This is a genomic window from Microbacterium esteraromaticum, assembly GCF_017303215.1.
Classification (GTDB): Bacteria; Actinomycetota; Actinomycetes; order Actinomycetales; family Microbacteriaceae; genus Microbacterium; species Microbacterium esteraromaticum_C.
The window spans coordinates 37,345-62,325 of the sequence record NZ_JAEMWU010000004.1; the positions used below are offsets into that span (position 1 = coordinate 37,345).

Here is a 24,981-nt window from a genome sequence, read left to right on the forward strand (position 1 = left end):
CGGCGCCCACCGACGTCGAGCGGCCCTGCTCAGCCGCCGATCGCGTTCATCCCGCGGACGGGCTGCAGGAACGACGGGTCGTTGATCGCGTGCCCGGGCAGTTTCGCCCAGATGCAGCGGCGCAGCACGTCGTCGATGACGTCGTCCGGTGCGTCGCCCCGCAGGGACGGAAGCAGATCGAACTCGTGCATCGAGAACAGACAGTTGCGCAATTGGCCATCGGCGGTAAGCCGCAGCCGGTCGCAGGCACCGCAGAACGGTGCGGTCACCGAGGCGATCACGCCGACCGTCGCGCCATCGGCGGTGCCCGGCCCGTGCAGGCGCCAGCGCTCGGCCGGTGCACCGCCGCGACCCGGCACGGCTTCGAGACGCCACTGCGCGCCGAGCGCGGCCAGGATCTCATCGCGCGTGACCATCGCTTCACGGCTCCACGTATGACCGACATCGAGCGGCATCTGCTCGATGAAGCGCAGCTCGGCCCCGTGATCAAGCGCGAAGCGCACCAGGTCAACCATCTCGTCATCGTTGACGCCGCGCATCGCGACGGTGTTCAGCTTGAGCGGGCGCAGCCCGGATCCCGCCGCCGCCGTGATCCCGGTCAGGACATCATCGAGGCGGTCGCGACGGGTCAACGCCGTGAACCGGTCTCGCCGCAGTGTGTCGAGCGAGATGTTCAGTCGCGACAGGCCCGCGCCGATCAGGTCGTCGAGCATCGGCGCCAGTGCGATGCCGTTCGTCGTCATCGCCACCTGCACCGGGCCATACGGCGACTCCAGTCCTGCCAGCCGACGCACCACATCGACCACGTCCCGGCGCAGCAGCGGCTCACCCCCGGTCAACCGGAATGTCGTGATGCCGGCATCCGCCGCCACGCGCGCGACGCGCACGATCTCGTCGGCAGAGAGGATCGAGGCCTTGGCCAGCCACTCCATGCCCTGCTCGGGCATGCAGTACGTGCAGCGCAGCGAACAGCGGTCGGTCAGTGAGATGCGCAGATCTCGGTGCACGCGACCGTGCGTGTCGAGCAGGGGTAGCGCCGCCATCGGTCCTCTCTTCGATATGGCGACAGTAGCCCGTGCGCCGCGCAAGGGCCAGAGCAGGTGCCGCGCGGCTCAGAGCGTCAGTGCGCCGCCGTCTCTGCGACGGCCTCGGCGAAGGCGGATGCCGGTGACCCGAGCACCTCGTCGAGCGGGCCCCGTTGGGTGATGCGGCCGTTCTCGAGGATCAGCAGTTCATCGGCGAGAGCCTGGGCGTCAGCCAGCGTATGAGAGACGACGATCGTCGTCGTACCGCGCAACTGGTCGCGCACGACACCGCGCAGCTCGGCGGCGGCCTGCACATCGAGCGAGGAGAACGGTTCGTCGAGCAGCAGCAGGCGGGGGCGCGCCGCCAGCGCTCTGGCCAGTGCGACGCGTTGCCGCTGACCTCCCGACAGGTGCTCCGGGCGGTGCCCTCCGTGCTCGGGCAGGCCGATCCGCGGCATCCACTCCTCGGCGACGGTGACCGAACCGGCGCGCGACGCCCCCGTCGACCGGGCCGCGAACGCGATGTTCTCGACGGCGGTCATGTGCGGGAAGAGCAGGGCGTCCTGCCCGAGCAGGCCGATGGCCCGCCGAGACGGCGCCGTGTGCCGGCGACGGTCGGCCAGGCGCACCCCGTCGATCGACACCTGACCGGCATCGAGGCGCGTGAGGCCGGCGATGGCTTCGAGCAGGGTCGTCTTGCCCGCGCCGCTCGGCCCCATCACCGCCAGCACGCCGCCGGGGGCGACCGTCAGTCTCGCGTCGACGTCGGCGTGCGCCACGACGATATGCGCGTCGAGAGCCCCGCGCGACCCGGTCACCGCAGCGTCCCCGGTCACCGCAGCGTCCCCGGACGCCAGGCGCGCACGAGCAGCAGCACGACCACCGCGGTCGCCAGCAGCAGCAGCGACAGTGCCACCGCCGTCTCACGGCCGGTGCCCGCCCCGTTGAACGCGGTGTAGATCGCCAGGGGCATCGTCTGTGTCACCCCCGGGGCGTTGCCGGCGAAGAGCGCGGTAGCGCCGAACTCACCGATCGCGCGAGCGAAACACAGGATCACCCCGACGAGGATTCCCGGTGCGGCCAACGGCAAGGTCACACGCCACAGCACGCGCCACGGGCCGGCCCCGAGCGTCGCAGCGGCGCGTTCATAGCGGCCACCGACACCGCGCAGCGTGCCCTCGACGGCGAGCACGAGGAACGGCAGCGCGACGAACGCCTGCGCGAGTACGACCGCGGCGAACGAGAACGGCAGCGTCAGATCGAACCAGGCCGACAGCACCTGTCCGAGTGGACTGGTGCGTCCGAACAGGAACAGCAGCGCCACGCCGCCCACCATCGGCGGCAGAACGAGCGGTACCGCGACCACCGCACGCAGCAGCGCAGAGACGCGCGGCCCCGACCGGGCGATCAGCAGGGCGAGTGGCAGCCCCAGGATCAGGCACAGTGCTGTGGCAGCCAGCCCGCTCAGCAGTGACAGCCGCAGGGCGTCGAGCGCGGCCGGCGACGTGACATCGTGCCACAGCGTCGACCAGGACGCCCGCGTGGTCAACGCGACCAGCGGGAGCACCAGCAGACCGATTCCGAGCGCCGCAGGTGCCATGAGCAGGAACGGCGTGCCAGTGCCGGTATCCGCGCGGGGCCCGGCGATCTGTGGGGTCCGTGCTGTGTTCGCGCTCACGGCGCACCGAATCCTCGGGCCTGCAGCAGCTGCTGGGCTTCGTCGCCCAGCACGAAGGCGGCGAACGCGACGCCGGCCGTGTTCGCCCCATCGAGCGCGACGACGGGGTAGCGGTTCACGACATCGCCCGCGCCGACCGGAACGAAGCTCTCGACCGCGGCATCGCCGAGCACATCCGTGGCGTACACCAGCCCGGCGTCCGCCTCGCCGGCCGCGACCTTCTGCAGCACCGCGGTGACGTTCTGCTCCAAGCTGGCGGGGGTCACCGACACTCCGGCATCGTCGAGGAGTCGTGTCGCCGCGACTCCGCACGGCACCTCCGGGGCGCACAGCACCGTGACCGCACGCGAGAGATCGGCCAGGGCGGTCACGTCGGCCGGGTTGCCGACCGGCACGGCCACGACAAGCGTGTTCGTCGCGAACACCACGGGGTCACTCGCCAGCCCGGCGTCGACGACCACCTGCATGCTGTTCTCATCGGCCGCGGCGAAGACATCGGCATGCGCGCCCTCCTGCACCTGCACCGCCAGCGTGCTCGAACCGTCGTAGACGGCCACGACGTCGACGCGCGGGTGACGGGTCTCGAACGCGGTCGCGATCTCGTCGAAGGTGGTGCGCAACGACGCCGCCGCGAACACGGTCACCGTGCCGGTGAGCGCATCGCCGGCCGTCGGCGGCGCGGCGTCGAGAGGCGCGGTGTCGGATGCCGGAGCACAGCCCGCCAGCAGCAGAGCGGCCAGCACGGTGATGCCCACCGGCGCGCGGCCCGTCACGCGCGCCGCCCGCAGCGGCTCGGGAAGGCGGCGGCAGGGCATGCCCCGAGCATAGGGAGCGTGTGCGCGCAGATCCAGGTCTTGCGCACTGGCGCGGTGCGGCGCCGGACCGTAGCCTCGGAACATGGCGCTGCCCCCTCTCGTCGAACCCGTCGACGCCCTGAGCAGTGCCGAGGCCGTGCGCACCGCCCGCCATCAGGTGCTCACCGGGCTCGGCGAACTCGGCCAGCGCCGACTGCGGGCCGCGCACGTCGCCGTCGTCGGCGCGGGTGGGCTGGGCGGAGCCGTCGTGCTCGCGCTCGCCGCAGCCGGCATCGGCACCCTCACGGTCATCGACGATGACATGGTTGAGCTGTCGAACCTGCAGCGCCAGGTCATGCATCGACACGCCGACCTCGGAGCCGCCAAGGTCGACAGCGCGGTGCGGACGGCGGCGGACCTCTGCCCCGAGACGGTCGTGCGTCCCGTGCGCACACGGCTCACCCACGACAACGGTGCGGCACTGCTGGCCGGAGCGGATGTGGTGGTCGACGGCACCGACACCTTCGCCTCGCGCTGGGACGTCGCCGACGCCACCGAGACGCTGGGTGTGCCGCTGGTGTGGGGAGCCATTCAGCAGTTCACCGCGCAGGTGACGGTCTTCTGGGCCTCTCCGCCGCCGGGAACGCCTCCGGTCGTCCTCGGTGACCTGCATCCGCGCGGCGACCTCAGCGAGGTGCTCGCCTGTGCCGACGTCGGGGTGTTCGGTGCGCTGTGTCTTCAGGTCGGCGCCGTGCAGGCGATGGAGGCCATCAAGCTCATCGCCGGCATCGGCGATCCGCTGATCGGACGCGTAGCGGTGATCGACGCGTTGCGGGCGACCCTGCGCGAAGTACCGCTGCGCGCTGCGCAACCGCCATCGGGAGCCGCATCATGACCTACCGCGCTGTGGAGGAACAGCTTGCGCTCGTGCTGGCGGCCGTGCGGCAGCATCCGCCGCAGCGCGTCGCCGTCGACCAGGCGCACGGATTCACGCTGGCGGTCGATGCGCGCGCCGCCAGCGCCGTGCCCGCCTTCGACAACTCGGCCATGGACGGCTTCGCCGTGCGCCGGGCCGACGTCGCCGCGGCCGCACCCGACCACCCCGTCACGCTCCGCGTCGTCGCCGACGTTCCCGCCGGAAGCGCGCACGATCCGGAGCTGCGCGCCGGGGAATGCGCACGGATCATGACCGGCGCCGCGGTGCCCAGCGGCGCCGATGCCATTGTGCCGTTCGAGGACACCGTCGGCGGGCTCGCCGACTCGCAGCGGCACGCCGCGGTGCTGCGAGCGCCGGTGGCCGGAGCGTACATCAGATCGATCGCCGATGACATCGCCGCGGGCGACGTCGTGCTCGCCGCGGGCGCCCACCTGGGTGCCCGACAGCTCGGGGCGTTGGCGGGCGCCGGTGTGGCCACGGTCGAGGTGTCGCCGCGCCCGCGCCTGGCCATCGTCTCGACGGGCTCCGAACTCGTCGCGCCGGGGCGACCGCTCCACCGCGGCCAGATCCCCGAGTCGAACGGCATTCTGCTCGCCGCGCTCGCCGCCGAGGCCGGGGCAGAGGTCGCACTGCGCAGAGTGATCTCTGACGACGACCACGACGGTGTGGCTGATGTGATCGCCGACGCGCAGCGGCACGGCGTCGACGCCGTGGTCTTCTCGGGCGGAGTCAGCGCCGGTGCATACGAGATCGTCAAGCAGAGCCTCGCGCACCGGATGGAGTTCACCAGCGTGGGCATGCAGCCCGGCAAGCCACAGGGGTTCGGCACGACCGAGCAGGGGATGCTGCTGTTCGGCCTGCCCGGTAATCCGGTCAGCGCAGCGGTGTCGTTCGAGGTGTTCGTGCGACCCGCGCTGTTGCGCATGCAGCGCCGCACCGCCCTGCACCGCCCGCGCCTGCGTCTGCCCGCCGGTGCCGCCTGGCGCACCCCGCCCGGGCGGCGGCAGTACCTGCCCGCGGTCATCGACCGCACCGACCCCGCACGGCCCCTCGTGCGGCCGGCGAGTGCGGGCGGATCCGGGTCGCATCTCAGCGTGGGCCTCGGTGTCGCCGAGGCGTACGCGATCGTGCCCGCCGACACCGAGCGCGTCCGCGCCGGCGACCTCATAGACGTCATGGAGCTGCGATGACCTTCACCCATCTCGACGCACACGGGCACGCCCGCATGGTCGACGTCACCGACAAGACCCCCACCGCGCGTTCGGCGACGGCGCGGGGCTTCGTGCGTTGCGCCGCGCACACCGTCGATCTGCTGCGCGATGGCGCGGTGCCCAAGGGCGACGTGCTCGCCGTGGCCCGCATCGCCGGCATCCAGGCCGCCAAGCGCACCCCCGAGCTGCTGCCGCTCGCGCACGTGATCGGCGTGCACGGTGCGGTGGTCGACCTGGCGGTCGATGACGACGGCGTGTCGATCGAGGCCACCGTGCGAACCGCCGACCGCACCGGCGTCGAGATGGAGGCGCTCACCGCCGTCACGGTCGCCGCGCTCGCCGTCGTCGACATGATCAAGGGGCTCGACCGCTCGGCATCGATCGAGCACGTGCGCATCACCGCCAAGGAGGGCGGGCGCAGCGGCGCCTGGAGCCGACCCGATGACGACGCCCGGTCCGTGGACGAGGGGGCGTGACAGCATGACCATCGTGCGCCTGTTCGCCGCCGCGCAGGACGCGGTCGGACACGACTCGCTGCCGACGGATGCGCGCACACTCGGCGAGCTGAAGGAGCGTCTGGTGGCCGACCACCCGGCGCTGCGAGACCTGCTGCCGCGCTGCGCCGTGCTCGTCGACGGCGCGCGGGTGGGGGAGGCGCACCGGCTCGACAGGGCGCGAATGGTCGACGTCTTGCCGCCGTTCGCCGGCGGCTGAGCGCGCTACCCGCCGAGCCCCTTCCACGCCGACGTGCCGTCGGCCTCGATCTGCCTCTTCCACACCGGCAGGTCGCGCTTGATCGCCTCGATCACCTCGCGGCACACGACGAACGCCTCATCTCGATGGGCCGAGGCCACGGCGATCACCACGGCGGCGTCGCCGACGACCAGGCGACCCGTGCGGTGGCTGACGGCGACGAGGGCATCCGTGCCCTTCGCTGCATCCGTCGCGATGCGCGCCAGCGTCTGTTCAGCATCGGGGTGCGCGCTGTACTCCAGCGCGACGACGAGATCGGTGGCATCCGGGTCATGGTCCCGCACCCGGCCGACGAAGGTGGTGACGGCACCGGCTGTCGTGCTCTCGACGGCGGCGATGTGCTCGTCGAGCGACAGGGGCGTCTCTGACATGCGGGCGAGGCGGACAGTCATCGGTGGTCCTCGCCGTCGAGTTGATCGAGCACGTGCTGTGCGATCGAAAGCACGATCGGCATGCCCTCGGCGACCGCCTTCGGCGATCCCGGCAGGTTGACGATGAACGTTCGACCCGAGACTCCCGCGACCCCGCGGGACAGCATCGCGGTCGGTGTCATAGTGGCGCCCGCGCGGCGCAGCTGTTCGGCGACACCGGGCAGCATCCGCTCGATCACCCGTGACGTGCCCTCGGGGGTCTCATCACGCGGGGCAACGCCGGTGCCACCCGTGGTCACCACCAATCGGATGCCCGTGGCCAGGAACCCGCGCAGGGCCTGCGCGACGGCATCCGCCCCATCGGAGACGACGGAGGCGTCGGCGCAGTCGAATCCGGCCTCACGGAGCGCGGCGACGGCGACCGGCCCCGCCGTGTCGTCGCGGATGCCCGCGGCCGCGCGGTCCGAGACGGTGAGGACGGCCGCAGTCGACATGCGGCCAGCCTAGCGAGCCGCGCACTCGGCGCGGCCGTGATTATTCACGGCCAGTGGCGAGGGCATGGTCAGGGCCGTCTGGGATGATGGGCATATGGCCAACGGGGGGCTCGCATACGGGCCGATTTCGAGCTATTCGCGGGTGCGCATTCTGCACCTGCTCTTCGTCGCCGCCTCCGAACAGGGGCGTCCGGAACGCACGATCGGCGAGCTGTGCGAGGCCACGGGGCTGCACGCGAACACGGTGCGCGAGCACCTGCAGCGCCTGATGGAGGGCGGCTACGTCATTCAATCGATCGAGCGCCGCACCACCCGCGGACGCCCGCGAACGCTGTACACCGCGGTGACCGGACTGCCCGAGGCATCGAGCCCCGTCGCCCGCGAGAAGGTCGCCGAGGCGGCCAGGCGTGGAGACCTGCTGCGTCGGATGCTCGCAGAGGAAGGATCCGAGCTGGGCCGCGAGGCGACGTACCAGCTCGACGCTCTCACTGAGCACCTCGAAGAGAGCGGCTTCGAGCCGATCATCGACGAGGAGCGCCTGACGGTGGAACTCACGCCCTGCCCGCACGCCGCCGGTGCGCCCGAACACCGTCCCATGCTGTGCCAGGTGCATCTGGGGCTCATGCAGGGCGTGCTCGCCCAGGCGGGCGGACCGCTCAAGGCGGAGTGCGTGCAGGCGCCGCAGCGTCCTGAGGAGTGCACCGTGCAGCTGAGGCTCAGCGCTCAGGCCGCGGCGGCCTGAGGCCTACTCGTAGAGCGAGGCGACGGGCTCCATGACGATGCCCTGCGCCTCGAAGGCGCGGCGGCGCTCTTCGATGCGGCGGTGCATCTCGGACTGGGCATCGGCGACGAGTGCCGTGGGCAGCTCGACCGAGGTCGGCGATGCTACGCCGTTGCCCCTCGCGATGTAGGCGTCGAGCTCAGGACCGGACGTCCACGAGGTGATCAGCGCGTAGCGCGGCTCGGGGCCCTGATGCCAGACCGCGTGCCAGAAACGCTGGGTGTCGACGATGATGCGCGATCCGGCCGATAGCGGCAGGCGGATCTCGGTGGCCGGGTCGAAGCGGTCCGAGCGCAGGATCAACAGCGAGTCGGCGTCGTCGGTGAGGTTGAGCCAGCTGCGCACGACCCAGCCGGTGCCCTCGGCGTTCAGCCGGTTGTTGTCATCCTGATGCAGGTTGTAGATCGCGTCGGCGTAGGTGTTCGGCTGCAGCTCGATCACCCGGCAGCGGCCGACGTTCGCACCGGGCTCGAGGGCCATGCGCTGCAGCGTCGGGGCCTTCGCGACCTGGGGGGCGATCCACACGCCGTCCTTGTCGGTGCGCGGCGGGGTGTGGTTCCAGAACCCGTTGCACTCGAGATCGCCGGAATAGCTGGCCAGTGGGGCGAAGCGGGTGATGCCCGACGACCGCCACCCCGTATATTCCAGGCCCTGCCACTCGGTGGGGTCGATCGACAGCTCGAGGCGGTCGAGCACCACCAGTCCTGTCGCGTCCAAGGCGGGCGAGGTGAGGAATCCCATCGCGTTCTCCGTTCCGGCATCCGATCCGCCCTCCATCGTAGGCCGACGGCGCGGCCAAGGTTCGCGATGCAGTAGCATTTCACATGTCACTACTGACTCGAGGTGGAGAGAGGTGAACATGCGCGTCATCGTGATCGGTGCCGGCGCCATCGGCGCGGCATGCGCCCTGGCGCTCGCGGAGGCCGGCGCCGACGTCATCGTGATCGACCGCACCGGCGTGGCCGGCGAGACCTCCAGCAGGTGCGAGGGCAACATCCTGGTCTCCGACAAGGGTCCCGGCCCCGAGGCACTGATGGCCATCGAAGCGAACCGTGCCTGGCGGGCCCTCGCCGAGCGCCTCGACGCCGACCGGCTGCCCGGCCAGCCGGCGACCGAGTTCGAGGCGAAGGGTGGCGTGGTCGTCGCATTCGCCGGTGGGGTAGAGGCACTCGGGAGCTTCGCCGAGGCGCAGCGCGGTATCGGCATCCGGGCCGAGGTGCTCGACCGGAGTGCGCTGCGGGCCGCCGAACCGCACCTTGCCCCGGATCTCGCCGTCGGCGTGCACTACGCCGACGACGCGCAAGTGCAACCCAGTCTCGCAACCCAGGCGATGCTGGCGCGTGCGCGGCATCTCGGCGCGCACCTGCGGATCACCGAGGTCACCGGCGCCGTCATGCACGCCGGGCGCGCGCACGGCGTGCTCACCACCGAGGGTCGCATCGACGCGGACGCGGTGGTGAACTGCGCCGGACCGTGGGCGGGCGAGGTCGCCGCGCACTTCGGCGCCGACCTCGACATCAGGCCGCGACGCGGGACGATCCTCGTGACGACGCCGATGCCGCAGCGCGTCTTCCACAAGGTGTACGACGCCGACTACGTCGGAGCCGTCGGGTCGGCCGACGCCGCTCTGCAGACCTCCACCGTCGTCGAGTCCACTCCGGCGGGTACGGTGCTGATCGGTTCGAGTCGCGAACGGGTCGGTTTCTCCGGCGCGGGACTGCTGGCCCCGCTGGCCGAGATCGCCGCGAAGGCATCACGGCTGTTCCCGTTCCTGCGCGACACGATGCTGCTGCGCACGTACTACGGGTTCCGACCGTACACGCCCGATCATCTGCCGGCGATCGGAGCCGATGCGCAGGTGTCGGGCCTGTTCCACGCTGCGGGACACGAGGGGGCGGGCATCGGTCTCGCCCCGACCACCGGCGCCCTGATCGCTCACGCCGTGCTCGGTGTGGCGGCGCCGTTGGATCCCGCTCCGTTCCTGCCCTCGCGGAGTGCACTGCGGGGAGCGGCCGCATGAGCACCGGCATCCGATCTGAATGCCCGGGGAGGGACGCGCGATGAGCATCAGCATCCGAGTCGACGGAGTTGAGCTGTCGGGACGCGACGGACAGACGATCGCCGGTGTGCTGCTCGGCAACGGACAGCGCACGTGGCGCGACGCGCACGACGGCCGGCGCGGCATCTTCTGCGGGATCGGTGTGTGCCAGGACTGTGTGCTCACCGTCAACGGTGTCGAGGGCGTGCGTGCCTGCCAGCGCACGGCGGTGGACGGCGACGTGATCGAACGAGAGGGCAGGGCATGAATCGTGTCGTCGTGATCGGTGCCGGGCCCGCGGGCCTCGCGGCGGCCGCATCCGCCGCCACGGCCGGCGCGGACGTCGTGCTGGTCGATGAGGGCGAGCGCGTCGGCGGTCAGTTCTGGCGGCATCATCCTGATCTCACCGCCCCCCGTCTGCAGCACCAGCTGGGTCGGTTCGGTCGTCTGAGCGAGGCTCTCGCGACGGTGCGGACGGTGTCGTCTGCGAGTGTCTGGCGCGTCGAGGCCGATCCGCTGCGCGTGCATGTGCTCGTCGGGCCGGCGGATGCCACGGGCCGCGCAGCGGAGACCCTGACGGCGGATTCCGTCGTCGTCGCCACCGGCGCGCACGACCGCGTGCTGCCCGTGCCAGGTTGGACGCTGCCCGGTGTGACGTCCGCCGGTGCCATCCAGGCGCTGGCGAAACGTGACGCACTGGCGCCGGGGGAGAGCACCGTCGTCGCCGGCGCCGGTCCGTTCCTGTTGCCGGTCGCGCAGAGCGTCGCGCTGCAGGGCGGGCGGGTCGCCGAGGTCGTCGAGGCGGTGGGGTTCGGAGCGATCCTGCGGGGCTGGGGAACGAAGGCCTGGCAGCTCACCGCCGCAGCCGGCAAAGCCGGCGAACTCAGCGGCTATGTGGCATCCCTCGCCCGTCATCGCACGCCGTACCGGTTCGGAAGCGCGGTCACGCGCATTCATGGGACGGATGCTGTCGAAGCCGTCACCGTGCAGCGCATCGACACGCAGTGGCGGCCGATCGCGGGCACCGAGCGCACGGTCGAGTGCGACTCGGTGGGTCTCGGCCACGGCTTCACGCCCCGTCTGGAGACGGCGATCCAGTTCGGCTGCGCGATCAGCCCGGATCGTTTCGTCACCGTCGATGCCGAGCAGCGCACGACCGTGCCCGGTGTCTTCGCGGCCGGTGAGATCACCGGTATCGGCGGAGCGGATGCGGCGCTCGCCGAGGGGGAGATCGCGGGGCTCGCGGCCGCGGGCGCCGCATCGGACGATCCGCGTCTGAAAGGTGCGGCCGCGGTCCGTCGGCGCATGCACGCGTTCGCCGCGCGGCTCGAGGTGCACGGCATCCGCGCCGGGTGGACGGCTTGGCTCGACGACGACACGATCATCTGCCGCTGCGAGTCGGTGCGCAAAGCGTCGATCGATGAGTTCTCCGGCGTTTCGTCGCGGGGCATGCGCCTGGCCACCCGTGCCGGGCTCGGCGCCTGCCAGGGCCGCACCTGCGGCCGCAGCGTCGACGACATCACCGGACCGGCGGGAAGCACCGTCGGCGCGGGATTCGAACATCGCCCCGTGCTGTCGTCCGTGCGGATCGGTGAACTCGCCGGCCTGTCGAACGGCGCCGGCACCCTCGACACAGAACCGTCAGGAGGAAACTGATGCGCGCACGCCGCACCATCCAGGCCGTCGACTCCCACACCGAGGGCATGCCGACACGGGTCGTCACCGGCGGGGTCGGGCGTATTCCCGGCGCGACGATGAACGACCGGCGTCTGTACGCCATGGAGCATCTCGACGGGTTGCGCGGGTTTCTCATGAACGAGCCCCGTGGACATGCCGCGATGTCGGGCGTGCTGCTGCAGCCGCCCGCCCGCGACGACGCCGACTGGGGGATCGTCTTCATCGAAGCGTCGGGTTTTCTGCCGATGTGCGGTCACGGCACGATCGGTGCGGCCACGGTGCTCGTCGAGACCGGCATGGTCGAGGTGACCGAGCCGGTCACCGAGATCCGACTGGACGTCCCGGCCGGACTGGTCATCGCGCGTGTGCGCGTCGAGAACGGACGCGCGGTCGATGTGACCATCGAGAACGTGCCGAGCTTCGTCGACCGACTCGATGAGCGCCTCACGGTGCCCGGCATCGGAGAGATCACCTACTCGGTCGCCTTCGGCGGCAACTACTACGCCCTGGTCGACCTCGACGAGGTGGGGTTGCGGTTCGACCGTGCCCAGCAGGACGAGATCCTGCAGGCCGGACTGAAGATCATGGACGCCATCAACACCCAGGCACCCCCAGTGCACCCGGTGCTGGAGGGCGCGGATCACGTGCATCACGTCGAGTTCATCGCCCCGGGGTCGGACGCCGTCCGCTCGCGTCATGCCATGGCGATCCACCCCGGGTGGTTCGACCGTTCGCCCTGCGGCACCGGCACGAGCGCGCGCATGGCCGAACTGTATGCCCGTGGCGAGCTGGCACCGGGCGCGCCGTTCGTGAACGAATCGTTCATCGGCACCGCGTTCACCGGCCGGATCGTCGGCGAGACCACGGTCGGCGACCGTGCCGCGATCGTGCCCACCATCACCGGACGCGCCTGGGTCACCGGGCTCGGCCAGTATCTGCTCGACGAGAACGATCCGTTCCCCGAGGGGTTCGTGTTCTGAGACATGACGGAGGAATCCATGACTGAGACCAGTATCGAACAGGTCGCCGCGGCTGCGGCCGCCGCCGCCCGCCCGTTTGCCCGCACCACTCCTCGTGAGCGCGGCGGCGCGCTCGTCGCGGTGGCGGATGCCCTCGACGCGGCCGGCCCGGAACTCATCGCCATCGCGATGCGCGAGACCGGCCTGGCGCAGGCCCGCCTCACCGGCGAGCTGCGCCGCACCTCCTGGCAGCTGCGGCTGTTCGCCGACACGGTCGTCGACGGCGGGTACCTCGACGTGCGCATCGATGAGGCCGACCCGGACTACGTGATCGGCCCGCGGCCCGACGTGCGGCGCATGCGGGAACCGCTCGGCCCGGTGCTGAACTTCGCCGCCTCGAACTTCCCGTTCGCGTTCTCCGTCGCCGGGGGAGACACGGCGGCCGCGCTCGCCGCGGGATGCCCCGTCGTGGTCAAGGCGCACTCCGGGCATCCGGAGCTCTCCCGCCGCACCGCAGAGGTCGTCGCCGACGCACTGCGCGGGGCTGGGATGCCCGACGGGGTGTTCCAGCTGATCGCGGGGCAAGAGAACGGCGTCGCGCTGCTTCGGGATGAGCGCATCCGTGCCGGCGCGTTCACGGGGTCGACGGGTGTCGGAAGGATGCTCGCCGACATCGCCGCCTCGCGTACTGTGCCGATACCGTTCTACGGCGAGCTCGGCAGCGTCAACCCCGTGTACGCCACCTACGCCGATGATGAGCTGCTGCAGGCCTTCGTCGCCTCGGTGTCGGGGTCGGCCGGGCAGCTGTGCACCAAGCCGGGCTTCCTGTTCGTGCCCGAGGGGGCCGATCTGAGTGCGGTGACCGAGTCAGCGGCATCCGTCGACGAGCACCGCCTGCTCAACCCGGGCATCGGCCGCACGTTCGCGCAGCGGCGGGCGGATGTGCTCGAAGCCGACGGCGTGACCGTGCTCTCGGCGGGCGAGACCCGCACCGGCGACGACGGACAGACCTACGCGACCCCGACCGTCGTGACCGTCGACGTCGATGCTCTCGTCGCGGCCGGCGATGCGCTGCTGGAGGAGTCATTCGGCCCGCTGTCGGTGATCGTGCGGTACGCCGACCTGTCGACGCTGCCCGCACTGCATGCCGGACTGTTCCCCGGCAACCTCACCTCGACCGTGCACGCCCGTGCGGGCGAGCTCGAGGACGGCTCGCTGTCGGCCCTCGTCGACGCGCTCGTCGAGACCAGCGGTCGCGTGCTGTTCGGCGGCTGGCCCACCGGTGTGTCGGTGACGCCGGCGATGCAGCACGGCGGCCCCTACCCGGCGACCACCACCGACGCCACCAGCGTCGGTACGGCCGCTATCGGGCGATTCCTGCGTGGCGTCGCCTATCAGAACGCCCCGCAGGCGCTGCTGCCAGCGCCGCTGCGCGACGATAATCCGTGGGGTGTGCCGCAGCAGCGCAGCGCCGCCGGACTGTCGACGACCTGGGGATCGTTCGCCGGCTGAGTCCCGGCGGCCGCGCGTGCGGGCTCCGCGCGTGCCCCGCGCTTGCTCCTTCGCGAGATCCCCACGTCGTCTTTCGCCGAGACCCCCACATCGCGTCGAGACCCCGTGCTGCAGGCGTCTGCAGCACGGGGTCTCGGCGATAGGTCGGGGTGTCGGCGCTCCGATCAGGGTGATCCGAGCAGGGGGAGCCGATCAGGCGGAGAGGTCTGCCGGGGCGCCGGCCCGGATCACCGCGACGCGCGAGTCCTGACGCCACAGCGCAGACGGGTCGGTGAGGGGATCGGATGCCAGCAGCACCGCGTCTCCGTACGCCCCGGCACCGAGGTGACCGAGCGCCGGATCGCCGATGAGCTCAGCGTTGACGGTCGTCATCGAACGCAGGGTGTCTGCGGCGGAGCCGGCCTCGACCTGCAGGCGGATGCCCGCGAGCTGGTCGTCTTCGAGGTCGCCCATGAGGTCGGTTCCGAAGCCGACGCGCACACCGGCGGCATGGGCCAGTCGCACGGCGTGCTGCCCCTTGGCGAGCACCTCGGAGTTCTTCTGCAACGAGATGGCGTTGAGCCCGATGTCGGCGCCACGGCGGTCCATGGCGTCGTAGGCGGCGAGGGTCGGCACGAGGAAGGCTCCCGCCTGCGCCATCAGCTTGGCGGTCTGCTCGTCGATGAGGTTGCCGTGCTCGATCGATCGGACACCGGCGGTGATCGCGTGCTGGACGGCCTCGGACGAGTAGGCGTGCGCGCAGACGTAGCTGCCGCGCCGGGTGGCCTCGTCGACCACCGCACGCAGTTCGTCCTCGGAGTACTGCGGGATGCGGATGGGATCGGTGAGCGAGAACACGCCGCCCGAGGCCATCACCTTGATCGCGTGCGCGCCGGTGCGCAGACGCTCGCGCACGGCGACGCGCAGGTTGTCGACCCCGTCGACGACCTCGCACATGTGGCCGTGCGAGAAGCAGACGTCGATGTGCGCCGATCGTGGGTCGCCGTGGCCGCCGGTCTGACTGAGGGCGGGGCCGGTGAAGTGATAGCGCGGTGACGGGAACAGCTCGGCGTCGATCGCCTGCGCCAGTCCGATGTCGCCGCCTGCGACATCGCGGACCGTGGTGAAGCCGCGCTGCAGTGCGCGGGTGAGGCGCCGGGCACCGTTGATCGCGGTGTAGCTGAGGGGGCCGCGCTCGTTCTCGAGGCCGTCCATGCTCGTGGCGTAGGCGTGGAAGTGGGCGTCGATGAGGCCGGGGATGAGCCACTGCCCGGTGGCATCGATGCGTGTCGCATCCGGGGTGCCGGTCTCGGAGATGCGGCCGTCGACGATGTGCACATCGCGGAGTGTGAAGCCGTCGCCGTGCCAGACGTGGGCGCCGAAGATCGATAGGGATGCTGCGGGCATGGGTGCTCCTGTCGTGAGTGTCGACCGTGGGGGTCGGCCTTGGCGGTCAGCGCAGGCTGAAGCCGGAGGGAAGGGGGTCGTCGGCGTCGAGTTCGAAGCGGCACGAGCCGACGCGGGAGGCGTTTCCGCGCACTTCGGGGATGACACCGTTCGGAGTGCGTTCGGCGATGCGGGCGTGGAACCGTGTGCCGATGATCGAGTCGTGGGTCAGGGTCTCGCCCTCGCGCAGCTCGCCGGTGGCAGCCAGCAGCGCCACGCGCGAGGCGGTGCCGGAACCGCACGGGCTGCGGTCGACCTCGCCGTCGGCGAAGACGGTGACGTTGCGCTGGTGGGGGCCGTGCTCGGTGCGCCCGAGATCGTCGAACAGGATGGTACCGTACACGCCCGAGAGGCGGGAATCGGAGAGCTGCGCGGCGGGATGCTCGTTGAGCGCCCATTTGATCTCACGGCCGATGGCGATGAGGTCGGTCGTGTGCGCCGGGGTGACGTCGAGCCCGACCGCTGCGGCGGGGAGGGTCGCGTAGACCGCGCCGCCGAAGACGAGGTCTACCTCGACGTCTCCACGGGAGGTCGTCAGTGCGATCCCGCGGGTCAGGACTCGCGACTCGACGTTGCGGAAGACGATGTCGTCGATGCGTCCGCCGGTCTGCCGGACGAGCGCCTGCACGCGCCCGCTGGGCACGTCGATCGTCACGGCGGTGACGCCGTCGGGGTCGGAGGCCACCCGCCCGGTGCGCACGGCCCAGGCTCCCAGTGCGATGGTTCCGTGGCCGCACGCCGTTGAGAAGCCGTCCTTGTGCCAGAACAGCACACCGAAGTCGGCGCCGTCGTCATCGGGCGGGGTGATGAAGCCTCCGTACATGTCGTCGTGGCCACGGGGCTCCAGGCACAGGAAACGGCGCACCTGATCGGCGTCGCCGTCGATCGCCGCGATGCGGCGCTCGGCGACGGTGGTGCCGTGCGTCGGTACGTCTTCGACGATGCGGAACGGCTCGCCGGCGGTGTGCCAGTCGTCGGTGGTCCAGTGCATGGTGGAGCTCCTGTGCAAGTGGAGGGCGTTCAGACGGCCAGGCGGGCGACTGCGAGGTCCTGCCAGCCCATGCCGCATGTCTTGATGACGCGCGGGCGGTCGGTGGCCGGTGCGACGGCGCCGGTGAACAGCTCGTGCATCGTGACCAGGTCGTCGTGATGCAGCATCCCGGCGTCGACGGCGACGATCACGTCGCCCGCCTCGCTTCGCGCGACGCGGCGGCTCTCGACGATCACCTGCGCGCGGGCCATCAGCGCGGGGGCGAGTTCGGCGCGGTCGGGTTCGTGCGACCCGATCGCGACGACCGTGGCGTCGTCGCGGACGAGGTCGGCGTCGAACAGGGGCGTCGGTGCCGACGTGGCGCACACGATGAGGTCGGCGGTGGCGATGTCGTCGAGTGTGCCGGCGCGCATGTCGGCGCTCGGTGCGTACGCGCGGGAGGCATCGACGGCGGATGCTGTGCGTGCGTCGTCGCGGCCGACGATACGTACCGATCTCAGCGGCCGTATGGTCGCGAGCGCCTCGACGTGTCGGATCGCCTGGGGGCCGGTGCCGATGATGACGGCGTCGGCGGCCTCGGCCGTCGCGACGACGTCGGCGCAGGCGGCCGAGACGGCGGGGGTGCGCAGGCTGGTCAGGGCGGTGCCGTCGATGATGGCGGTGGGCGCGAGGGTGGTGCCGTCGACGAGGATGTAGAGGGCCTGGATGCGCTCCAGTCCTCGGGCGGGGTTGCCGGGGGCGACCGTGGCGAACTTCTGGCCGACGGCGCCGCCCGCGGCGGCGGGCATGAGCAGCAGTTGGCCGTTCGGCACGTCGAGGATCTGCCGGGCGAGGTCATCCTCCGGGTCGAAACCGTCGCGCAGCGTCTGCTGGATCGCGGCGACCGCGTCGGCCATGCTGACGCGGTCTTCGAGCAGGCGGGCGCTCACCAGGGAGAGATCGGCGATGACATCGGGCATGCCCTCAAATCTAGGCGAGATGCAGTGGTATGTCACGTTCTATCGCCGCGGATCCGCGTGGATAACGGGGTGCCGCACGGGTCGGCTCCGCAGTAGCGTGGGCGGCGAGAGCCGAATCGAGAGGGGTCATGGACGTTCTCATCGTTGGCGCGGGCATCGCGGGGCCGACGCTCGCTTACTGGTTGAAGAGCTTCGGGTTCGTTCCGACGCTCGTCGAGCGCGCTCCGCGGCTGCGAGAAGGTGGCTACGTGGTCGACTTCTGGGGTGCGGGCTACGATGTCGCCGAGCGGATGGGCATCGTGCCGCGGCTGCTGGCGGAGGGGTACCGTTTTCGGGAGTTGCGGGAGGTGGATGCCCGGGGCCGGCGCATCTCGCATCTCGACCCGATCCGGTTGATCGACGCGGCGCGCGGACGGTACGTCACGATCGGACGCTCCGATCTGTCGCGGGCGGTTTTCGACGCCCTGAACGGCGACGTCGAGACGATCTTCGATGACACGGTGGAGACGCTCGACGATGACGGTGATCGCGTGCACGTGCGGTTCAACGGCGGTGCGACGCGGAGCTTCGATCTCGTGATCGGTGCGGACGGATTGCACTCGAGGGTGCGCGCGCTCACCTTCGGGCCGGAGAGTGACTACGAACGGTACCTCGGGATCGTGGTTGCCGCGTTCGACGTCGATGGCTATCTGCCGCGGGATGAGCTCGTCGCGGTCACGCACACCGAGGTGGGTGCGCAGATGCTGCGGATTGCGTTGCGTGATGGTTCGACGATGTTCTGCTTCATGTTCCGGCACGACGGCGATCTGCCCGGCGAGGTCGATGCTCAGCAGGAACTGCTGCGGTCGCGGATCGGCGGCATGCGCGGAGAAGCCCGGGCGGTATTGGATCGGATGCCACAGGCGCGAACGTTCTACATGGATCGCGCGAGCCAGATCAGGATGCCGTCGTGGTCGCGTGGTCGGATCGGGCTGATCGGCGACGCCGCCGCGTGTCCATCGTTGCTCGCCGGGCAGGGCGCGGCTCTGGCGATGGTCGAGGCGTACGTGCTGGCCGTCGAGCTGCGCCGGGCCGGCCTTCACACGTCTCCGGGGGAGCGCGGCGATGCGTTCGCGGCGATGCAGGCGAGTCTTGCCGGGCTGGTGCGCAAGAAGCAGGATGCCGCGCTCGGGCTGGGGGCGGCTTTCGCGCCGCGCAATCGGATGCAGCTGTACACGCGCAACACGGTGCTCGGCCTGATGGGGATCCCCTTCGTGGCCGATCTCGTGATGGGAAGAAGTCTGCGGGACCCCGTCGAACTGCCGGTCGCGCCGCTCTGAGGCGCCGATTTCGCGTTGGGGATGTGATGTCGTAAGCTGGTCGACGGTGACGTGTCCGAGCGGCCGAAGGTGCAACACTCGAAATGTTGTGTAGGTAACCCCTACCGTGGGTTCAAATCCCACCGTCACCGCCAGAGTCAAAACCCCCGCGATTCCTTGTAAACACTGGGATCGCGGGGGTTTTGCTTTGCTCGAAAACAGGCCGAAAACGGGGATTAAAGGCCAAAAGGAGTGGATGGCGTCGGGTGTGTCATCCGCGTCCTGCCCATCCGGTTCGTGCCCAGAGGCCTTCGGTGGCGTCTAGGCCGGTGTCGTAGAGGGATGGGCCGCCGATGTCTTCGGCTTGGTCTTCCTGGTCGTGCTGGTTGGGCTCAGGGGCTGGTGCTGGTGTGAGGGTGAGGGTGAGTGCTTGCTCGAGCGGTATCTGCCGCAGGGTGAGGAGCCATTCGATGGCGCGGCGGCGGTGGACCTCGCTCATTCCGCGGTGGCGGCGCAGGAGCTCGCGGATGGGGCTGTTGTATCCGCCTTCCAGTGGGCTGGTGATGCGGGGGTTGCCGTAGGTGATCCAGGTGAACAAGACCCCGTCTCGGGTGACTTTTCGGATCAGGAGCCAGGCTTTGCGGAGCCGGTCGTGGGTGAAGCCCCACTGGCCGTTGCGGAACGTGGTCCGCTCGCGGGTGAGGTGTCCGAACGTCTGCCACCACTGCTCAAGCTGCAGCTGCCAGGCGATCGCGGCGTCTTCGTCGTCGATGCTGCTGAGGTCCATCACGAGTTCGCGCAACGCTTTGCCTGCGGCGGTGCGGCGGTGCGGGGGTTGCGGGTCAGGTGCCGGGTGGTGTTCATCTGCAGGTGGAAGAAGCACCGCTGATGCTTCGTCTCCGGCCAGCACGCCCGCAGTGCCGAGGGAAGCCCGGAGCCGCCGTCGGAGACGATCACCCCGGGCGCGGGGACCTGCTCCAGCAGTGCGGTCCAGGCGGCGGTGGTCTCGCGGCCGCACCATTGCCAGGCCAGCAGGTCGCCCTTGTCGCTGATCGCGATCAGCATCGACGAGCACCGCATGGTGGATGGTCTCAGTCGGTTCTCGGTACGGCTGGATGTCCCAGCACCAGGCGGTGTCTCGACGAAACGAGCGTCCGGTCCGGGTGCCGTCGATCTCGGCCTGGGTCTGCTTGCCCGTCAGCCAGACCACGAACCGACGCAGCTGCTCACGACGGGTCACATCCGGGCGCCGGCGTACTGCAGATGCCCCGCAGCTCTTGCACCGCCAGCGTTGCGTTCCCGAGCGGTGGCGGCCGTTCTTCACCAGCCGTGAACCGCATAGCACGCACGTCGTCGAATTCGAGGGAAGGGTCACGACTAAGCGTCGCCGACCATGACGATCCCCGAATCGCCCCGGAAACACGCGCCTAGATCAAGAACCCATCCACTCCTTTTGGCCTATAGCCCGCGGTAACACTCCGGTAACCGCTTCCGATCTGGGGGCGTGCGTGATGGGACTATGGGCGCTATGACGGGGCCTGACATGTTTACGTCGTTGCCAACCGAGATACGGCGAAGAGAGACTCTCGCCGCGGAGGAAGCGGTGACAGGGGTGCGCTGGCTCGATGCTTGCGCCCCGCACGTGGGGCGCAAGGTCTCGGAGTTGGTAGCGCAGCTATCGGAAGTGCCGTCGCGCGTCTACTCAAGGGCTGACGCACACCGCAGAATTGCGAGCAGCGAGGGACGGGCAGAGCAGGGATCCTACGAGGTGCTTCGAGAAGGCGCCGATGGCGACGGCGCGGACGATGATCGACTCGATACCGTCGCAGCCATCGTCTACGCCTATGTTTGGCTGAGCGAGAACGACCGCGATCTCGTCCTGACGCAGTGGGACGAGGAGCGAGTGATCCGATACCGCCCCGGCGAGTTCATTGAGGCCATCAACGATATCCTTCTCGCGGCTCGGATCGAGTGGCACTTCGAGCACGGACGGTTCTCGCGTCGGGGCAATTCGATACTTCACGCCGAGATCGTCAGGCCTGTCTCCGTTCTTCTCGACGCTCAGCCGTCCTTCGCCCGTGCGTCTGCTGCGTTTCAGACAGCGATCGACCGCCTCTCCGAGGATCATCTGGATGCGGCCGTCACGGACGCTGGAACGGCGGTTCAGGAGTTCTTTCGAGCGCTCGGAATCGATGGGAATAGCTTGCTCGATCAGCTGAATGCCGCACAGCGTGGGGGCCTCCTCGAGCCGCATGACCGACTGTTGCTCAAACCGATCATCGACTGGCTCAATGCCGACCGCTCTTCGCGCGGGAACGCGCATCATCATCGGGCTGCGGATGTGACTAAGAGCGACGCTTGGCTGGCAATCCACGTGGCGGGGGCACTCATAGCGAGGCTCGCAACGCTTGAGCCGCGGCGCCTAGACAGCAACGCTATCGGAGGCACCGGTTAGCCCAGCAGGATCGACCATGCTCGCCACCGGACGATTGAGCCTAGGGGCTCGATCGTCCTAACAGTCGTTTAGTGGCGCTGGGAGCTTCAAGTCACTTGGAGCGACCACGACACGCGACAACTCCCGTCACGAGATCCAACAAGGGCTGGCAAGACGGCAATATGTTCGTGTCGTGGAGGGCATGGAGGTCGATCGACTTGGGGCTGGGACCCTGGTGATCGTTCGCGATATTTCTGATGAGTTCCGGTCGCACATCCGCGAGCGGCTGGCGGCGTATTGCTACGGGGCAACCGTGGTGAGTGAAGATGCCAGTTTCTACTCATTCGAGAAGACCGTCGCTGAATTCATGCGTCGTTACGACCCGAAGCCACACGCGACAAAGATCGGGATGGCCGGTGAGCTCGTCGTTCACGTGCTGATGCCGTTATTGCATGAAGAGTTGATTTCCTCCGCGGTCTACTTCAATAAGGAAGAGCGGAGCATCAAGAAGGGTTTCGACCTGACCTTCCTGGGAGCAGATGACTCGGAGATCTGGTACGGCGAGGTCAAGTCGGGGGAGGTGACGGCGGGGGACTCGGCTGACGAAAAGGCAGCGGCTCTCATAGACATCGCGGCGTCCTCGCTTGTCTCCATGTTGAGCGACCGCGAGCTGTTGTCCCGGTGGGACGCGGCTCTCATCGACACAAGGCTCACTCTCGATGGCGGATACGCGCGGAGTGCGCGGAATCTTCTGCGGAGTGATAGCGAGACGGTACGCAGTGGCGGGCACGTGGTGAAGAGAGCACTTCTTGCTGGAGCAGTGATGCATGAGCTTGGACATTGCGTGGTCACTTCTGCGGGAGTTGAGGAAATTGTCGCAGCAGTCGAGGCGAGTGGAGAGTTCGTGAAGTCTCGCGTGCTCGTTATCCAGCAGAGCGCGCTGGAAGCGGTCATCGAGCACCTGAGGGAGCTCGCAAGTGCCTAACGAAGTTGACCTCAGCCTGCGGCGCATTCGGAATAGCCGCAACCTCGATGGGTCGAACTTCCTTGACTTGTACGTCCGGCTCATGACGGCGCAGGAGATGGACGACGTCGAGTACTCCGACATCCTTCGCTTTGGCATCTTCATGTCGCGCTCGAGTGATGATGGCGTGCGCAGGCTGGGTTACCGCATCTTCCTTCAGTATGGGGAGTCGCAACGTGACTATGAGCCGCTTCGGTCAGTTGCGGTGGCCAGAGATTTGATTCCACTGGTGGAGGCGATAGATCGGATCTACCCTGAAACAGCTAGCGACACCGACCTCACGGACGCGTTCTTTGCGGCGCACGCTTCCAACTTCTTGGAACTTCAAGGAGGCCGCGAGATCTATCGGACCCGTGGGCAGATGGAACTCCGTTCCTTCAACGCGCGCGAAGACGACGCGTTGGTGATCGCGCCAACCTCGTACGGCAAGTCAGAGATGCTGATCGACAAGGTTTCGTCAGATCTTCAACAGCGAACGTGCGTGCTGGTGCCTTCGCGCGCTCTCATCGCCCAGACACGGACGAGCATCGTTTCGGACCTACGAGTGCGTTCATCGAGAGTACGCGTCATCACCCACCCGGACGCGTACAACGGTGAGGATCACTTCGTCGCCGTAATGACTCAAGAGAGGTTGCAGCGTCTCCTGCTTGATCATCCCGACGTCGCATTGGATCAGCTACTCATCGATGAAGCGCAGAACCTGCTGGCAGGTGACTCCCGCGCGGTCGAGTTGTCGCAAGTCATCCTCATCTCGCGGGCGCGGAATCTCGATCTCTCAGTCACGTACTACACGCCATTCGTCGCTTCCCCCGAGAACCTGAGGCATATCGAGGGAGTCGATCGCGCTACTCGCTCCAAGACCGTCAACGAACACGTAAAGGTCGAGAAGTTTGTCATCGCGGAGCCCGGCACGCACCACCGGCTATACGACCAGTTCTTGAATGAATCGTTCGAGCTCGACAGTGTCGTTCCATCGGACGAGCTCGGCGCGCTCATCGACGCAGGGGGACATCGCGTCCTGGTCTACGTGAATCGCCCGGCTGATGCGCAGGCGCTTGCATCACGTTTGGCATCGCGACGCGAGAGTGTCGAACTGTCCCCAGTCTCGATGCGCGCGATTCAAGCGATCGCGGACCTGATCGACCCTCGGTACAGCCTCATCGATGCGATAAAGCGCGGAGTCATGTTTCATCACGGACAGGTGCCAGACTCTCTTCGTCTCTACATCGAAGAGTTGTTCCGTGATGACGATTCGTCGGAGGCGCGGTACCTTGTGACAACTTCAACGCTCCTCGAAGGAGTGAATACGCCGGCCGATCGGCTGGTCATGATGTCCGGGTCGAAGGGGAGGGGCAATCTCTCGCCGGCGGCCTTCAGGAATCTCGTCGGCCGCGTTGGTAGGTTCCGTGAAGTCTTCGCGAGGGACCGGGCAGACCTCGCGCTACTGCAACCCCGAATCTATTTGATCCCGAGCAGCTACGCACGACGAAACTGGAACGTAGACGGGTTCCTCGCTTCAGTAGCGAACGTTGCGCGCGCAGTCGAGGACAAGGTCGAGAATCCGCTGCTTGAAAGCGCGGGCGACTCGGCTAAGCGCCACGCTGCATTGGAGTTTCTGGAGAACGTCGAACCAGGTGCAACCACCGTGGTCGGAGCGCGTCGTGCGCAGACGGCCGTAGGGCAGTTGTGCTTTCGGCACGGGGTGCGTGATTTCGACATCATTGCGGTCGAGGGAACTCTTCAGGAGCGAGTGGAATCCCGCGCTGATGAGGAGCCGCTCGACGACGTTTCTGAGTTGTTGGACGCGATCGTCGAGATCTTCTTCGAGGAGATCGAGTTGCCTGAAGGAGACGATCTAGCGCGGATACGAGACACGTCGGGTGCGCGTCGCTTCTACGCGATGTTCTTGGACTGGCGCAGTCGGAATGAACCGTTCAGACGAATGATCGCCCACTTCGTTCGATACTGGTCCAACCTCGATGACGAGTACGTCTTTGTCGGCCATCGATGGGGCGAGGTCAGCTTCGGTGGCCCTCGCAAGCTGTTCGTGCAGATGGGCTCGAAGACTCGTACGCAACTTGTGAATCTCGCTGTCGTGAAGATCAAGGAGGAGCAGGACTTTGTTGACTTCCGCCTTCTCAAGTACATCGAGGTCTTGTTCAGTCTCGAGATGATCTCTGAGAGCCTCTACTTCCGAATCAAGTATGGAACTGACGAACCATTCCTAATTTGTCTACTCCGCAACGGCTTCTCTCCCGAGCTCGCCCGGCTAGTAGGCGATGAGTACCGGGAACACGTCATGGTGGACTTCCACCTCAATCAGGTTGCCGTCCATCCGCAACTGCCGGTGGCCATGCGAAGGGATGAGCAGAATGACATCTTGGCCTATGAGGCTCAAACATTGGTCAACGTGGGTCTCGAGGTGGATTGATTCGCCCTGAGTTTCGTTCCGTCCTTGCCTTTTGGAGGATGGATTCATGCCAGGACCGTATCCGGACGAGTTCCGTCAGCGCGCGTTGCGGATGTTGAGCGAGGCTCGCCCCGATCACAAGACCGATCACGCCGCGATCAAGCACGTCGCCGCCAAGCTCGGCATCAATCCCGAGACGCTGCGATTGTG

The 24,981-nt window shown here is 68.5% G+C and carries 26 protein-coding genes, 1 tRNA gene and 1 pseudogene; 15 read left to right on the top strand and 13 right to left on the bottom strand.

Annotated elements, in window-relative coordinates; genetic code table 11:
• Window positions 1–29: 29 nt before the first annotated feature.
• The 4 genes from moaA to modA form a co-directional block, all read right to left on the bottom strand.
• On the bottom strand, window positions 30–1,043 hold the full coding sequence (gene moaA, locus JF543_RS14020; protein ID WP_206824892.1) for a GTP 3',8-cyclase MoaA: 1,014 nt from the start codon (window positions 1,041–1,043) through the stop codon (window positions 30–32).
• Window positions 1,044–1,120: 77 nt separating this feature from the next.
• On the bottom strand, window positions 1,121–1,861 hold the full coding sequence (locus tag JF543_RS14025; protein ID WP_206824894.1) for an ATP-binding cassette domain-containing protein: 741 nt from the start codon (window positions 1,859–1,861) through the stop codon (window positions 1,121–1,123).
• The gene (locus JF543_RS14030) at window positions 1,858–2,625 is read right to left on the bottom strand and encodes an ABC transporter permease (protein ID WP_206551455.1); all 768 of its coding nucleotides are present in this window, start codon (window positions 2,623–2,625) and stop codon (window positions 1,858–1,860) included. The genes JF543_RS14025 and JF543_RS14030 overlap by 4 nt, the downstream gene beginning before the upstream one ends.
• Window positions 2,626–2,699: 74 nt before the next feature.
• A complete protein-coding gene (gene modA / locus JF543_RS14035; protein ID WP_206824895.1) occupies window positions 2,700–3,518 on the bottom strand; it encodes a molybdate ABC transporter substrate-binding protein in 819 nt (272 codons plus the stop codon).
• A gap of 82 nt (window positions 3,519–3,600) precedes the next feature.
• Here modA and JF543_RS14040 point away from each other — a divergent pair, with 82 nt between their 5' ends.
• The 4 genes from JF543_RS14040 to JF543_RS14055 are packed head-to-tail and all read left to right on the top strand — an operon-like array spanning window position 3,601 to window position 6,359.
• Window positions 3,601–4,392 (top strand): HesA/MoeB/ThiF family protein, encoded by a 792-nt coding sequence (locus tag JF543_RS14040; RefSeq protein WP_179409930.1) that lies wholly within the window; start codon window positions 3,601–3,603, stop codon window positions 4,390–4,392.
• Window positions 4,389–5,624, top strand: coding sequence for a molybdopterin molybdotransferase MoeA (locus JF543_RS14045; protein WP_206824896.1), 1,236 nt, complete (start codon window positions 4,389–4,391; stop codon window positions 5,622–5,624). The genes JF543_RS14040 and JF543_RS14045 overlap by 4 nt, the downstream gene beginning before the upstream one ends.
• Window positions 5,621–6,121, top strand: a complete 501-nt coding sequence (gene moaC, locus JF543_RS14050; RefSeq protein ID WP_179409932.1) for a cyclic pyranopterin monophosphate synthase MoaC — start codon at window positions 5,621–5,623, stop codon at window positions 6,119–6,121. The genes JF543_RS14045 and moaC overlap by 4 nt, the downstream gene beginning before the upstream one ends.
• A gap of 4 nt (window positions 6,122–6,125) precedes the next feature.
• Complete coding sequence (locus tag JF543_RS14055) at window positions 6,126–6,359, top strand: MoaD/ThiS family protein (protein ID WP_206821788.1); 234 nt, start codon at window positions 6,126–6,128, stop codon at window positions 6,357–6,359.
• A 5-nt stretch (window positions 6,360–6,364) separates the two neighbouring features.
• Here the strand turns inward: JF543_RS14055 and JF543_RS14060 are convergent, their stop codons facing one another.
• Together JF543_RS14060 and JF543_RS14065 are read right to left on the bottom strand one after the other, a co-directional pair.
• Window positions 6,365–6,790 carry a molybdenum cofactor biosynthesis protein MoaE gene (locus tag JF543_RS14060; RefSeq protein ID WP_179409934.1) on the bottom strand — a complete coding sequence of 142 codons (426 nt, stop codon included), beginning with the start codon at window positions 6,788–6,790 and terminating at the stop codon, window positions 6,365–6,367.
• Window positions 6,787–7,263: a MogA/MoaB family molybdenum cofactor biosynthesis protein gene (locus JF543_RS14065; protein ID WP_206824897.1), complete on the bottom strand. Its 477-nt coding sequence runs from the start codon at window positions 7,261–7,263 to the stop codon at window positions 6,787–6,789. The genes JF543_RS14060 and JF543_RS14065 overlap by 4 nt, the downstream gene beginning before the upstream one ends.
• A gap of 94 nt (window positions 7,264–7,357) precedes the next feature.
• On the opposite strand from JF543_RS14065, the gene JF543_RS14070 reads away from it, so the two are divergent.
• Entirely contained in the window at window positions 7,358–8,005 is a 648-nt protein-coding gene (locus tag JF543_RS14070) for an ArsR family transcriptional regulator (protein ID WP_206824898.1), read from the top strand.
• Window positions 8,006–8,008: 3 nt separating this feature from the next.
• Here the strand turns inward: JF543_RS14070 and JF543_RS14075 are convergent, their stop codons facing one another.
• Window positions 8,009–8,785, bottom strand: a complete 777-nt coding sequence (locus JF543_RS14075) for a hypothetical protein (RefSeq protein WP_206821791.1) — start codon at window positions 8,783–8,785, stop codon at window positions 8,009–8,011.
• A 118-nt stretch (window positions 8,786–8,903) separates the two neighbouring features.
• On the opposite strand from JF543_RS14075, the gene JF543_RS14080 reads away from it, so the two are divergent.
• The 5 genes from JF543_RS14080 to JF543_RS14100 are packed head-to-tail and all read left to right on the top strand — an operon-like array spanning window position 8,904 to window position 14,230.
• A complete protein-coding gene (locus tag JF543_RS14080; protein ID WP_206824918.1) occupies window positions 8,904–10,064 on the top strand; it encodes an NAD(P)/FAD-dependent oxidoreductase in 1,161 nt (386 codons plus the stop codon).
• Between the two features lie 40 nt (window positions 10,065–10,104).
• Window positions 10,105–10,350, top strand: coding sequence for a (2Fe-2S)-binding protein (locus JF543_RS14085; RefSeq protein ID WP_206821792.1), 246 nt, complete (start codon window positions 10,105–10,107; stop codon window positions 10,348–10,350).
• A complete protein-coding gene (locus tag JF543_RS14090; RefSeq protein WP_206824899.1) occupies window positions 10,347–11,738 on the top strand; it encodes an FAD-dependent oxidoreductase in 1,392 nt (463 codons plus the stop codon). The genes JF543_RS14085 and JF543_RS14090 overlap by 4 nt, the downstream gene beginning before the upstream one ends.
• Window positions 11,738–12,739: a proline racemase family protein gene (locus tag JF543_RS14095; protein ID WP_206824901.1), complete on the top strand. Its 1,002-nt coding sequence runs from the start codon at window positions 11,738–11,740 to the stop codon at window positions 12,737–12,739. The genes JF543_RS14090 and JF543_RS14095 overlap by 1 nt, the downstream gene beginning before the upstream one ends.
• 18 nt (window positions 12,740–12,757) lie before the next feature.
• Complete coding sequence (locus JF543_RS14100) at window positions 12,758–14,230, top strand: aldehyde dehydrogenase (NADP(+)) (RefSeq protein WP_242519776.1); 1,473 nt, start codon at window positions 12,758–12,760, stop codon at window positions 14,228–14,230.
• A gap of 192 nt (window positions 14,231–14,422) precedes the next feature.
• Here the strand turns inward: JF543_RS14100 and JF543_RS14105 are convergent, their stop codons facing one another.
• From JF543_RS14105 to JF543_RS14115, 3 genes are read right to left on the bottom strand one after another with little or no spacing between them, the layout of a single operon-like run.
• Window positions 14,423–15,616, bottom strand: coding sequence for a metal-dependent hydrolase family protein (locus tag JF543_RS14105; RefSeq protein WP_206821795.1), 1,194 nt, complete (start codon window positions 15,614–15,616; stop codon window positions 14,423–14,425).
• Window positions 15,617–15,662: 46 nt separating this feature from the next.
• The gene (locus JF543_RS14110; protein ID WP_206821796.1) at window positions 15,663–16,646 is read right to left on the bottom strand and encodes a proline racemase family protein; all 984 of its coding nucleotides are present in this window, start codon (window positions 16,644–16,646) and stop codon (window positions 15,663–15,665) included.
• Window positions 16,647–16,675: 29 nt separating this feature from the next.
• Window positions 16,676–17,605 carry an ornithine cyclodeaminase family protein gene (locus JF543_RS14115; RefSeq protein WP_206824904.1) on the bottom strand — a complete coding sequence of 310 codons (930 nt, stop codon included), beginning with the start codon at window positions 17,603–17,605 and terminating at the stop codon, window positions 16,676–16,678.
• A 128-nt stretch (window positions 17,606–17,733) separates the two neighbouring features.
• Here JF543_RS14115 and JF543_RS14120 point away from each other — a divergent pair, with 128 nt between their 5' ends.
• Complete coding sequence (locus JF543_RS14120; RefSeq protein WP_206824907.1) at window positions 17,734–18,924, top strand: FAD-binding domain; 1,191 nt, start codon at window positions 17,734–17,736, stop codon at window positions 18,922–18,924.
• Between the two features lie 45 nt (window positions 18,925–18,969).
• Window positions 18,970–19,058 (top strand) — tRNA-Ser (locus JF543_RS14125).
• A 116-nt stretch (window positions 19,059–19,174) separates the two neighbouring features.
• Here the strand turns inward: JF543_RS14125 and JF543_RS14130 are convergent.
• The 3 genes and pseudogenes from JF543_RS14130 to JF543_RS14675 form a co-directional block, all read right to left on the bottom strand.
• A complete protein-coding gene (locus JF543_RS14130) occupies window positions 19,175–19,705 on the bottom strand; it encodes a hypothetical protein (protein ID WP_206824908.1) in 531 nt (176 codons plus the stop codon).
• Complete coding sequence (locus JF543_RS14135; RefSeq protein WP_206824909.1) at window positions 19,690–19,968, bottom strand: transposase; 279 nt, start codon at window positions 19,966–19,968, stop codon at window positions 19,690–19,692. The genes JF543_RS14130 and JF543_RS14135 overlap by 16 nt, the downstream gene beginning before the upstream one ends.
• Before the next feature lie 205 nt (window positions 19,969–20,173).
• A pseudogene (locus JF543_RS14675) lies at window positions 20,174–20,326 on the bottom strand (transposase-like zinc-binding domain-containing protein); the annotation flags it as partial.
• 105 nt (window positions 20,327–20,431) lie between these two features.
• Here JF543_RS14675 and JF543_RS14140 point away from each other — a divergent pair.
• From JF543_RS14140 to JF543_RS14150, 3 genes are all read left to right on the top strand, one after another.
• Entirely contained in the window at window positions 20,432–21,358 is a 927-nt protein-coding gene (locus JF543_RS14140) for a hypothetical protein (protein WP_206824910.1), read from the top strand.
• 172 nt (window positions 21,359–21,530) lie between these two features.
• Window positions 21,531–22,322 carry a hypothetical protein gene (locus JF543_RS14145; protein WP_206824914.1) on the top strand — a complete coding sequence of 264 codons (792 nt, stop codon included), beginning with the start codon at window positions 21,531–21,533 and terminating at the stop codon, window positions 22,320–22,322.
• Window positions 22,315–24,792: a helicase-related protein gene (locus JF543_RS14150; RefSeq protein ID WP_206824916.1), complete on the top strand. Its 2,478-nt coding sequence runs from the start codon at window positions 22,315–22,317 to the stop codon at window positions 24,790–24,792. The genes JF543_RS14145 and JF543_RS14150 overlap by 8 nt, the downstream gene beginning before the upstream one ends.
• Window positions 24,793–24,981: the final 189 nt, after the last annotated feature.

Coding starts and splice junctions, on each gene's coding strand:
- moaA (WP_206824892.1), bottom strand. CDS start 1,043: ATGGCGGCGCTACCCCTGCTCGACACGCACGGTCGCGTGCACCGAGAT.
- JF543_RS14030 (WP_206551455.1), bottom strand. CDS start 2,625: ATGGCACCTGCGGCGCTCGGAATCGGTCTGCTGGTGCTCCCGCTGGTC.
- modA (WP_206824895.1), bottom strand. CDS start 3,518: ATGCCCTGCCGCCGCCTTCCCGAGCCGCTGCGGGCGGCGCGCGTGACG.
- JF543_RS14040 (WP_179409930.1), top strand. CDS start 3,601: ATGGCGCTGCCCCCTCTCGTCGAACCCGTCGACGCCCTGAGCAGTGCC.
- JF543_RS14045 (WP_206824896.1), top strand. CDS start 4,389: ATGACCTACCGCGCTGTGGAGGAACAGCTTGCGCTCGTGCTGGCGGCC.
- moaC (WP_179409932.1), top strand. CDS start 5,621: ATGACCTTCACCCATCTCGACGCACACGGGCACGCCCGCATGGTCGAC.
- JF543_RS14055 (WP_206821788.1), top strand. CDS start 6,126: ATGACCATCGTGCGCCTGTTCGCCGCCGCGCAGGACGCGGTCGGACAC.
- JF543_RS14060 (WP_179409934.1), bottom strand. CDS start 6,790: ATGACTGTCCGCCTCGCCCGCATGTCAGAGACGCCCCTGTCGCTCGAC.
- JF543_RS14065 (WP_206824897.1), bottom strand. CDS start 7,263: ATGTCGACTGCGGCCGTCCTCACCGTCTCGGACCGCGCGGCCGCGGGC.
- JF543_RS14070 (WP_206824898.1), top strand. CDS start 7,358: ATGGCCAACGGGGGGCTCGCATACGGGCCGATTTCGAGCTATTCGCGG.
- JF543_RS14075 (WP_206821791.1), bottom strand. CDS start 8,785: ATGGGATTCCTCACCTCGCCCGCCTTGGACGCGACAGGACTGGTGGTG.
- JF543_RS14080 (WP_206824918.1), top strand. CDS start 8,904: ATGCGCGTCATCGTGATCGGTGCCGGCGCCATCGGCGCGGCATGCGCC.
- JF543_RS14085 (WP_206821792.1), top strand. CDS start 10,105: ATGAGCATCAGCATCCGAGTCGACGGAGTTGAGCTGTCGGGACGCGAC.
- JF543_RS14090 (WP_206824899.1), top strand. CDS start 10,347: ATGAATCGTGTCGTCGTGATCGGTGCCGGGCCCGCGGGCCTCGCGGCG.
- JF543_RS14095 (WP_206824901.1), top strand. CDS start 11,738: ATGCGCGCACGCCGCACCATCCAGGCCGTCGACTCCCACACCGAGGGC.
- JF543_RS14100 (WP_242519776.1), top strand. CDS start 12,758: ATGACTGAGACCAGTATCGAACAGGTCGCCGCGGCTGCGGCCGCCGCC.
- JF543_RS14105 (WP_206821795.1), bottom strand. CDS start 15,616: ATGCCCGCAGCATCCCTATCGATCTTCGGCGCCCACGTCTGGCACGGC.
- JF543_RS14110 (WP_206821796.1), bottom strand. CDS start 16,646: ATGCACTGGACCACCGACGACTGGCACACCGCCGGCGAGCCGTTCCGC.
- JF543_RS14115 (WP_206824904.1), bottom strand. CDS start 17,605: ATGCCCGATGTCATCGCCGATCTCTCCCTGGTGAGCGCCCGCCTGCTC.
- JF543_RS14120 (WP_206824907.1), top strand. CDS start 17,734: ATGGACGTTCTCATCGTTGGCGCGGGCATCGCGGGGCCGACGCTCGCT.
- JF543_RS14135 (WP_206824909.1), bottom strand. CDS start 19,968: ATGCTGATCGCGATCAGCGACAAGGGCGACCTGCTGGCCTGGCAATGG.
- JF543_RS14140 (WP_206824910.1), top strand. CDS start 20,432: ATGACGGGGCCTGACATGTTTACGTCGTTGCCAACCGAGATACGGCGA.